Consider the following 10,296-nt stretch of genomic DNA (forward strand, 5'->3'; position numbering starts at 1 on the left):
AAAAGCTCTATAAGGCTAAACTTATAGAGCTTTTTTATACTTTTTTAACTTATTAGTTGAATTTGCATTGTTACTATGTCTATACTACTAACCCTCAAATGGCTTATGGTTAAATTATATCTTATCTATATAATACAGGTAAATAATCGTATAGTGCATGTACTAAAATAGGAACTATCAAAGAATTACTCTTTTTATATAATAAAGCAAATATTGACCCAACAACAGCGAATCCTCCTAATTCAGATATAATAGCACTGAAAGATTGAATACCTGAATAGTTATTTATAATAATTGGAATTGCAGCATGCATAGCACCCCACATCATCCCACTGATTATTATGGCTAAATAGGTAGGTAGCTCTTTATCTAATTCTGTAAATACGTATCCCCTAAAAATAAACTCTTCTGAAAATCCTACAACAATTAGAAAAAAGAACGGTTTATATATACCTGCTAGTGAGAAATCACCTTTAATAAAAAATATTCCTATATAAATTGCAAATAAAATACAAGCAACTATTTTGCCATTTCTCGTTGTTCCAGTTATATTTAATGATTGTTTTTTTCTAAGCATAATTGATATAATAATTATTACAATAAGTAAGTTAGCTAGAAAATCACCTAATAATTGTATTCCAATATTTACTTTAGTAATACTATTAACACCTATAAGTAAATTATTATTATATAAGTATTTTACTAAGAAAAAGAAATACACCATATATATACCTATAAGAGCTATTGGATATATAATTTTTTTGTTAATTTTCATCTGAAGTCTCTCCTTTTTATGTATTTTATAATTTAAGTTGGCTTAATTCCAATGTTGTCAGTTAAAAATAGCACATAAATTTAAGTTACAGCTTAAGTTGAATTTTTAGCATGGCATGACTTAAATTTATATGACAATCAATTACTAGACCTAAATTGCTAAACCCCTCCTTTTTCTCTTATGGATATTAAATAATTCGTACAATTATTTTTAATGTAAAAAATTCTAACTTTTATAAACTTAAATATGTTTTTAATTAAAAAGTATAATTTGGATGATTTTAGTATATAGCTTCAATATAAGAATAGTCAACTCATCATCCCATTAATTTTCCCTTGCCATTTCCCTTATACTCCTTCCCGTATTCTTAGCTTCTTATCTTCCATATTTCCAATATTCAACCCCATTTGAACCTTTTATACAACTAGGATTAAGTCTTCTAGATAAAAACTACATTTTTAGATATATGTTATGTTATTTTTTCAACAATAGTAATAAATAACTCTCACTAAAATATATTCATCCCCATATTATATATGGTAAAAATTTTTAAGGAGATATGCTATGGAAGCTAAGAATATATATAAAGCAGATTTGCCTTATCCAGAAATAGGNNAAAATCTTATGTACACTTAATACAAATTAACTATGCTGGTGCTATTTCAGAACTAACTTCTGTAAATCAATATATATATCACAGCCTAGCTATATCTGAAAAATTTGAAGATGTATCCCATTGCTTAAAGGCTATAGCTAGGGTAGAACTGGAGCACCTAGAAATCTTGGGGAAACTTATCATAGTTCTTGGTGGAAATCCTAGATTTGAAATTAATAAAGGACATTGGTCACCTAAATTTATTGAATATGGCTCAAACCTAGCCTCTATGCTTCGTGAAGATATAGACGGTGAAAAAGCTACCATTAGACAATATAAAGAAACTATAAAATTAATTAAAGATGAAAAGGTAAAGGAAATACTTGAAAGAATAGTAAAGGATGAGGAAGTTCATATTAAAACTTTAGTTTTACTTTATAATGAAGTCTGTAGAAGAAGGTAGGCTACTGTTCTGAATTTTAAAGAGCCTATTACAGAATGTATATAATCAATCTGTAATGGGTTCTCTCCTTAATTAAAATACTCTTCTTTTATTTCTTCTTTACTTTTAATTGTCAAAATAATAAAATGCCCAATACTACTAAGTGCTATATACAATATTAACATAATTGGCCAAGACCATTGAAATTATATTGTAATACCAACAGATATTATTCCTGGAAGTAATGCTTCAAATATAAATCCAATTACTTTCATGCTATCCCTCCTAGATCTATAGTATAAAATTGATAAAATTTAGAGTTGTGTTTGGAAATAATGGGTTGCTGAATGTCTTATTAATCCCGAAATTTTTACTCTACATGCATTAATTAAAAATGTGAATACCGCATTTCCCAAAACTTCTACAAAAGCACCTACCGTTTATTTCTTTATTACAGTTTTAGATTTATAGCAAATGAATCTATACTACACTTAATTTTTAATATACCCTTGAATAATTAAGGTAAAATCATATACACATTTATAAGGATGGAAATCAAGGAAAAAATAAGTATTGAAAATACTAAAATTAGTTTTTTCCTAATATTAAATTTTGTTTTCTTTATCTTATATTTTCTCTTCTTATATTTAAAAAGCTCTGGCAGACTAAGTATTATCAATAATGTTATGTATTTTTGAACACTAATATCCTAGCTTTCCATGGAATAAAAATACAATTTTTAAGATAGACAAAAATAGTCAAAGAAAAAAACAAATAAAGCAAAATAAATATACAATTGACATTATATTTTTAAAATACAATACTTCATTGAAAACTTCCTTATTAATATTATCACTAGCACATAAGTGTATTGAAAACATAAATTCATAAAAACAGTACAATGTAAAAAAACAAGTTAAAATTACAGTAAATCCTGATAAATAATTCATATTATGATTTTTCTCCTCCACTTAATTTAATATAAATGAGTTTTTAAAATCACTAATAACTTTATAAACATAATAATCTTTTCTTTCATACATAATACATTCTACCAAATTAGTAATTTTAAAGTCATTATATCCTATACTCAGTTTTCTTTATAGAAAAATGCACAAAATGGTATATTCTGTGCATGAAATTCCAATTAAATAACAAAATTGGTGAACAAATAATGTTATTCTGCTACGTAGTCTTCAACAGCTTGAATTATAACTTCTCCCTTTATAGATAATGGAGCTATTACACATATGTCCTTACTAAAAATAATTTGATAGTTTTCAAATTCGTATATCTTATTACCATTTTCTTCATTTACTAGTTCTAAATGTTTAGTCATATCTTTTAATGATGTTTTACCCTTTTGAAATGCATCTTTTATTTCTATTCGATTTGCAAAAAAATCAATAAAGTATGCTTCTTCTAATTTATAGGTATATATCTTATAATCATCATACTCCCCAATAAAATCGATACTTTCATTCTCTTCTATACTCATATGCAAATAATTACCTACGCCTTTATTATTATACTGCTGATGATATGCCGAGGTTAGTATTATAACTAATCCTGCAAATAGCAATGCACATATAACTGCTATTGCAATCAATAACTTAACCATGGTTGAATATTTTTTCTTACATTTTTTAAAATAATGTACTTCCTTGGTATTGTTTTGCTTCTCTTTATCTGTAACAGACATAGGTTTTATCATTTGCTGAAATTCTTTATTACAATCTTTACACTCTTTTAGATGCTCTTCTATAACTTTACATGTTTCATCACTTGTCAAATTATCAACATAACTTGGCAATAAATCTTTTACTATATAGCAATCTAATTTCATTTTGTTAGCTCTCCTTCCATTAACTTCTTTTTTCCCCTATAGAACATTACCCTTGAATAGTTCTCTGATTTCCCTATTATTTCACCTATTTCTGCAAAAGATAGATCACTCGAAATCCGTAAATAAATAACCTCTTTCATATTATCATCTAATTCCCGCAACTTCTTATAAAAGGCTAACTTATCAAATCTATTCATAACCTCAGAATTTAAATCATAAGAATCCATTATATCTATTTTTATTTCTTCCATTGAAATAGTTTCATATTTCTTATTCTTTTCAAGGTGTTTGTACCAAACATGTTTAGCAATCTGACAAAGCCATACAGAAGGTTTACAATCCCCACGATATTTATTAATAGTTTTCATAGCCTGATAAAAAGTTTCCTGTGTTAGCTCTTCTGCTAAATTATCATCATGTACCATAGATAATAAATAGTAATACACCTTTTTACCATGGCTTTTATAGTACACTTCTATATCTTCCACATTTTCACCTCCTAAATAGTAAGTCCGTAAAATATTAATTTCGTTACAAAAAAATTAGACGATAAATTCTAGTTCTTACATTATCGTCTAATCTTTTACTTATAAGGATTATAAACTTACTTCTAATTAACCTTAATATCACTACTTTTTACCTTCATAGAGTTTTGTTCCTGGTAAGATTACCTTAAAACAGTCTTCTGCTCTAGAGTTTATAAAGGTTACATTTTTTTTGAAAGGCTTTTTTATCCTTCCAAATCCACCTTCATTGTTTAAAAATCTTTTATTTTCATCTAGTGTTACTAGTTTTTCATAAAGCCACATGTTTCTTCTATTATAGTTAATTCTTTTTCCTGTGGAATTGTTCTGTATCATTTGTCCTGGGCTATTAATAATTATACTGTTTCTGGATATTACTACTTCTATAACTCTATCTATGGAAGAATACTCCCTGTAAAGTACTGCATTGTTTATTGCCTCCACTATAGCTCCTATAGGATAATTCTTAGGTAATATTTTTCTTAATATATCTTCACTATTATCTATCATAGATAATAGATTACCTTGCACAACATTTACTCTTTCTTTTACCTTACCTAAATTATTAGTTATTCTAATCATGTTTTGAGGTATGCAAAGACTATTGTTATCAGAAAATACTAAAAGACCTCCCAAGGTACATTTCTCTTCTCCTGTATCCTTATCCGTATATGATATTCCTGCACTTCTCATAAGAAATTTCTCATTAGAGCTATTTATTACTATACCTTTTTTATGAAAATATTTTTTTACTATTTCCATATTTATAAGATTTATATCACTTCTTACCACTTGGGAAGTTTCAATAAAAAAGTCTAAATTCTCCTCAAAGGCTTCTACTAGTTCCTGTTTTCTCATAGTATCAGTGGTAGAGCCTCTTCTGATATAAAATGCTCCATTCTCCTTAAGTTGATATGGCTTTTGTTCTCCATCATATATTGTAATTATACAAATCCTTTTTTCACTTATATTATACTCATCTACAGAGATTGGGATTGGTGGCTCACATCTAGAAGATATTATTTGTTGTACTTGTTCTTCTGTGAAAACTTCACTTTCATCTAAGCCTATTAACTCTTTTGTTTTATCCTCAATACCTACAACTATATATCCTCTTCCACCCTTTGAATTAGCAATGGCACAAACATCCTTAGCTAGTTCCTTTTTACCACTTTCAAAATCTAAGGAAAGCTTTTGTTTAAAATCTAACTTTAATCCTTCTTGCCGTTTTATGATAGACAGTATTTTCTTAGTATCCATGACCTCACCTCAATTCTCTATATTAATATAATATTAAAAAGGATCCATATATGACTTTATAAACAGATAAGATTTAAGGAATATATCTATTAATACTAACGCTTATGGAGCTTAATTTTAATTATATCCTTTATAATATTAATAGCCTTCTCCTTACTATCATTATTATCTATAGTAATATGAGCATATTTTTTATATAGCTTATACCTTTCTTTATGTAAGTCATATATCTTTTCTTTTCCTTCTTTTAAAAGAGGTCTATTTGATATATCTAAAGTTTCTATTATTTTTTCCGGTTTTCTGTCTATAAATATTATACATCCACTTTTACCTAAAGCATCCATGTTATCTTTTCTCTTTATAACTCCACCACCAGTGGCTATAAGAGTATTTTCTAGTTTAGAAACCTGTTTAACTGCTTCTGTTTCCCTATCTCTAAAGTATTCTTCGCTAATGTTGAACATTTCCTTTATAGTCATATTATTTTTTTCTTCTATATATTCATCTAAGTCAATAAAATTTATTTCTTCATCACTACTAATTATGTTACCTAGACATGTTTTCCCACATCCTGATAGACCTATTAATATGATATTATTCAAAACTCTTCTCCCTTCTAGAGTACCTATTTATTTTTTGAAGATGCCTAAAGCATCATATCTAAAATAGCAATGGCAGTGACACACTCCACTACTGGCACTGCTCTTTGTACTATACAAGGATCATGTCTTCCCTTAATTTCTAAAATATCATCAGTTTTCGTATCCATGTTTACAGTTTTCTGTGGTAAAGCTATAGATGGCGTTGGTTTAAATGCTACTGAAAATGTAACTGGCATTCCACTAGTAATTCCACCTAGAATCCCCCCATTATTATTAGAATAGGTTTTTATATCCTCACCTTCAATATAGTACTGGTCATTTGCCTCACTACCTCTTAAGGTTGAGATGTTAAATCCTTCTCCAAACTCTACTCCCTTAACTGCTGGAATAGAAAAAAGCATATGGGATAATACACTTTCTACTGAGTGAAACATTGGACTGCCAAGTCCTACTGGTAGGTTAATAACAGCTCCTTCTATAACACCGCCAATAGAATCTCCTAAAGCTTTAACCGCTAAAATTTCTTCTTTCATTTCTTCGGAAATAATCTTATTTAATGTAGGAAATCTATCCTTCCTCAATTCTTGTAATAATTCTTTTCTTATATTTACTTTGTCAAAGCCATGATTTTTTATCTTTCCAATAGACTTTATATGTGCACCTATATACACATCATATTCCTTTAAAATATCCTTACATATTGCTCCTGCAAAGACTAAAAGAGCTGTAAGCCTACCAGAAAAATGTCCACCACCTCTATAGTCATTATATCCTTCATATTTAATCATAGCTGGGTAATCACAGTGGCTTGGTCTTAGCTTTACCTTAAGCTCTGAATAATCCCTAGATTTAGTATTATTATTTTCAATTATGGCTGATAGTGGTGCTCCTGTAGTTCTTTCCTCAAAAATTCCACTTAAAACCTTAGGTATGTCTTTTTCTACTCTAGAAGTAGAAATTGAATCTTGGCCTGGTGCTCTTCTTCTCATTTCTTCATGAACAAAGTCAAAATTTATCCTATGACCTGCTGGTAACCCATCAATTATAACTCCTATGGCATCACCATGGGATTCTCCAAAAACTGATACTTTTATTTTATTCCCTATAATTGAACTCATCACATTCACCCCCTAATTTAAAATAATCCTTAAAGAAATTAGGATAAGACTTTTCTACTGCTCTTGGATTATTTATGATTACATTGCCCCTAGTTCTTGTGGCTGCTATGGCTAAGGCCATTACTATTCTATGATCATTGTGAGAATCAACTTCTCCACCCTTTAATTCATTAACTCCTGATATTATTAAAGAATCTTCTAACTCTATTATATTTGCTCCTAGTTTATTTAACTCTTTAGTTATAGCATGTAGTCTATCACACTCTTTAATTCTAAGTCTTTTAGCATTTACTATTTTAGTTTCACCCTCTGAAAGGCTAGCAAGCACCGTAAGAACTGGAACTAAATCGGGACAATTAGAGGCATCTATTTCTATGCCCTTAGTCTTAGAAGGTTTTATTTTTATACCTTCTTCACTTTCTTCCACATTACATCCCATAGCTTCTAAAATATCTAATATGACCTTATCTCCTTGAAGGGAATCCTTATTTAGGCCAGAACATACTATAGAAGAACCCAATGCCCCTGCTACTAAAAAGAAGGCTCCCTGAGAATAATCTCCCTCTACATAATAGTTTCTACTATTATATTTTTGAGCTCCTCTAATATTAAACTCTTTATAATTATTATTTTCTATCTCTATGCCAAAATCCTTTAAAATATCTAAAGTAAGATCTATATATCCCTTAGATTCTAGTTTTGTAGTTATCAAAATTTTAGAATTACCCTCTAAAATAGGTAGGGAAAACAGTAGCCCTGTTATGAATTGTGAGCTTATATCTCCCCTAACTCTATATGTACCACTAGTAAGTTTTCCGCTTACCTTCAAAGGCAAACCGCCTTCTTCTATTGAATATTTTATACCCTTTTCTTCAAAGATTTCATAATATGATTCTAGTGGTCTTGAAATCAGCTTCCCTTCTCCATGAAATATATAGTCCCCCTCTTTAGTTAAAGCTAGTGGAATTAAAAATCTTAGGGTGGATCCAGATTCTTTGCACCTTAAATATAGTTTCTTTTCATAGGAAAACATCTTCCTTCCATCAATGTACAAACTATGACCCTCAATGTTAACAACTGCTCCTAACTCCTTCATTATCTCTATAGTAGCTTCAATATCCTTAGAAAGTTGTATATTATCCACTCTAGATATTCCTCTGCTTAGCGCCGTAGCGATTATCCCTCTATGTCCTAAACTCTTAGAAGGAGGAACAACTATATTCCCTTTCAACAACTTAGGGTTTATTATAATTTTATCCACTGCTTTTCCTCCTAAATAAACTTTTTTAATTCTTCATGGCTAGCCTTATGAATAAAAACCTTTCCTATGTCTTCAATAAGAATTAGGTTTATAAAATTTCCTATTATCTTTTTATCTACTGAAATAACATCAATAATATCTCCTCTGGTTTTTCCTTGAAAACTATAGGGCAAGTTAAATTTATCTAGTAGACTTTTTATTCTGTTAGCAACTCCATCCTTACATATATTTAACTCCTCACATCTAAGGGCTATAGAATACATCCCTATAGCCACGGCTTCTCCATGAGAAACGCCCTTATAATTTTCAAGCTTTTCTATAGCATGGCCTATGGTGTGACCAAAGTTTAAAATCATTCTCTCTCCCTTGTCCTTTTCATCCTGCTCTACTACTTGTTTTTTTATACTACAGCATTTATATATTATATCTTCTATATATTCAAATAAAGCTTCATAGCTTTCTATACTTTCAAACTTTTTAAAGAGCTCTTTATCCTTTATTAATCCATATTTTATAGCTTCACCTAATCCATCATTTACATATCTCTTCCCTAAGGTTTTAAGCACCTGAGGATCAATATATACTGCCCTAGGATGATAAAAATTACCTATTAAGTTTTTTCCCCTAGGTAAATCTATAGCAACCTTACCTCCTATAGATGAATCGATTTGGGCAAGTAGTGATGTTGGAACTTGAACAAATGGAATTCCCCTTAAAAGAGTAGCTGCACAAAAGCCTGCTAAATCTCCAATGACTCCTCCCCCTAAGGCTATAATTAAATTCCCCCTATTTAGCTTAAAATCTAAAAGTTCATTATATAACTTCATTAAAGATTCTATTGATTTACTACCTTCACCAGGTTTCAAAACTACCTTTAAAACTTTAAAATCATTATCCTCTAAAGACTTTTTAACTATATCTCCATAAAATTCATCTACATTCTCATCAGTAATTAAAGCTATTTTATTTCCTTCATATATCTTTGAAATCTCTTCACCTATACTGTTTATAATTCCTGATTTAATAAGAATTTCGTATTGATTATTAGGACGGTGTATTTGTAAATTTTTCATAATTATCTTCCTCCGCTTTATTGTTCTCTCCTTTTATTTTAAATAGTTACTTACTGTTATTATAAGATATTTATTACTAATTATTATACATTAATGAATTATATTTTCACATATGAATTCATTAATAGAAACTTATGTAATAAATTACTCCTTTTGCATTATATATATTAGAAATTAATATATATAATATAATGTTACATATACATTACTGTATATATTTTATAATTTAAATTGGGGGATTTTTATGAAATTTTTTAACACACCTTCCGTTATGATTGAGGAAGCCAAAAAAGCTAAACTGAAACACAATCCATTTCTCAACTTACTCATATCCTTAGTTCTTATTTTAGTAAGTCAATTTATACTTGTGATCCCTATGTCANNAGTTTTATAAGTGTGATTAAATCCAATGGATTATCTATGACCATAGATAATGAAACTTTAACTCTTATAAATTTATTTGGTACTGTATTTTTAATTATAATCTGTATTTTATACTGCAAATTTAGCGAAAAAAGAAATCTTCGCTCTATGGGGTTAATAAAAAAAGGTGCTTTTAAAGAATATTGGATTGGATTAATAGTAGGACTTATTATGTTTAGTGCTGTTGTATTAATTCTAATGATATCTGGACAATTATCCTTTGTTAAGGTTACTCTGTCTTCTCTTCCTATAATTATTATTTTCTTTATTGGTTTTATGATACAAGGTGCTAGTGAAGAATTTTTATGTAGAGGCTTTTTATTAACTTCCATTGCTGCTAAAAATGGAATTATTCTCGGTGTTATTTTAAACTCCTG

Annotated in this window: 9 protein-coding genes and 1 pseudogene; 2 read left to right on the top strand and 8 right to left on the bottom strand. The window is 28.9% G+C overall.

From position 1 onward, the window contains the following. Positions 1-121: 121 nt before the first annotated feature. Entirely contained in the window at positions 122-775 is a 654-nt protein-coding gene (locus B2671_RS09010) for a CPBP family intramembrane glutamic endopeptidase (RefSeq protein ID WP_346870115.1), read from the bottom strand. A 659-nt stretch (positions 776-1,434) separates the two neighbouring features. On the opposite strand from B2671_RS09010, the gene B2671_RS09015 reads away from it, so the two are divergent. Further along, positions 1,435-1,833 (top strand): ferritin-like domain-containing protein, encoded by a 399-nt coding sequence (locus B2671_RS09015; protein WP_346870126.1) that lies wholly within the window; start codon positions 1,435-1,437, stop codon positions 1,831-1,833. A 1,156-nt stretch (positions 1,834-2,989) separates the two neighbouring features. Here the strand turns inward: B2671_RS09015 and B2671_RS09020 are convergent. From B2671_RS09020 to aroB, 7 genes are all read right to left on the bottom strand, one after another. Further along, positions 2,990-3,658: a zf-HC2 domain-containing protein gene (locus B2671_RS09020; RefSeq protein WP_346870116.1), complete on the bottom strand. Its 669-nt coding sequence runs from the start codon at positions 3,656-3,658 to the stop codon at positions 2,990-2,992. After that, positions 3,655-4,146, bottom strand: a complete 492-nt coding sequence (locus B2671_RS09025) for a sigma-70 family RNA polymerase sigma factor (RefSeq protein ID WP_346870117.1) — start codon at positions 4,144-4,146, stop codon at positions 3,655-3,657. The genes B2671_RS09020 and B2671_RS09025 overlap by 4 nt, the downstream gene beginning before the upstream one ends. Positions 4,147-4,287: 141 nt before the next feature. After that, positions 4,288-5,442: a helix-turn-helix domain-containing protein gene (locus B2671_RS09030; RefSeq protein WP_346870118.1), complete on the bottom strand. Its 1,155-nt coding sequence runs from the start codon at positions 5,440-5,442 to the stop codon at positions 4,288-4,290. Between the two features lie 95 nt (positions 5,443-5,537). Continuing rightward, a complete protein-coding gene (locus B2671_RS09035) occupies positions 5,538-6,044 on the bottom strand; it encodes a shikimate kinase (RefSeq protein ID WP_346870119.1) in 507 nt (168 codons plus the stop codon). A 44-nt stretch (positions 6,045-6,088) separates the two neighbouring features. Then, entirely contained in the window at positions 6,089-7,162 is a 1,074-nt protein-coding gene (gene aroC / locus B2671_RS09040) for a chorismate synthase (protein WP_346870120.1), read from the bottom strand. Then, the gene (gene aroA, locus B2671_RS09045) at positions 7,140-8,423 is read right to left on the bottom strand and encodes a 3-phosphoshikimate 1-carboxyvinyltransferase (RefSeq protein WP_346870121.1); all 1,284 of its coding nucleotides are present in this window, start codon (positions 8,421-8,423) and stop codon (positions 7,140-7,142) included. The genes aroC and aroA overlap by 23 nt, the downstream gene beginning before the upstream one ends. Positions 8,424-8,434: 11 nt before the next feature. Then, positions 8,435-9,496, bottom strand: a complete 1,062-nt coding sequence (aroB, locus tag B2671_RS09050) for a 3-dehydroquinate synthase (RefSeq protein WP_346870122.1) — start codon at positions 9,494-9,496, stop codon at positions 8,435-8,437. A 396-nt stretch (positions 9,497-9,892) separates the two neighbouring features. On the opposite strand from aroB, the pseudogene B2671_RS09055 reads away from it, so the two are divergent. Then, positions 9,893-10,296, top strand: a pseudogene (locus B2671_RS09055) (hypothetical protein); the annotation flags it as partial.

Origin of the sequence: Clostridium sp. UBA5119, assembly GCF_002414285.1 — a bacterium.
GTDB classification, from domain to species: domain Bacteria; phylum Bacillota; class Clostridia; order Clostridiales; family Clostridiaceae; genus Clostridium_J; species Clostridium_J sulfidigenes.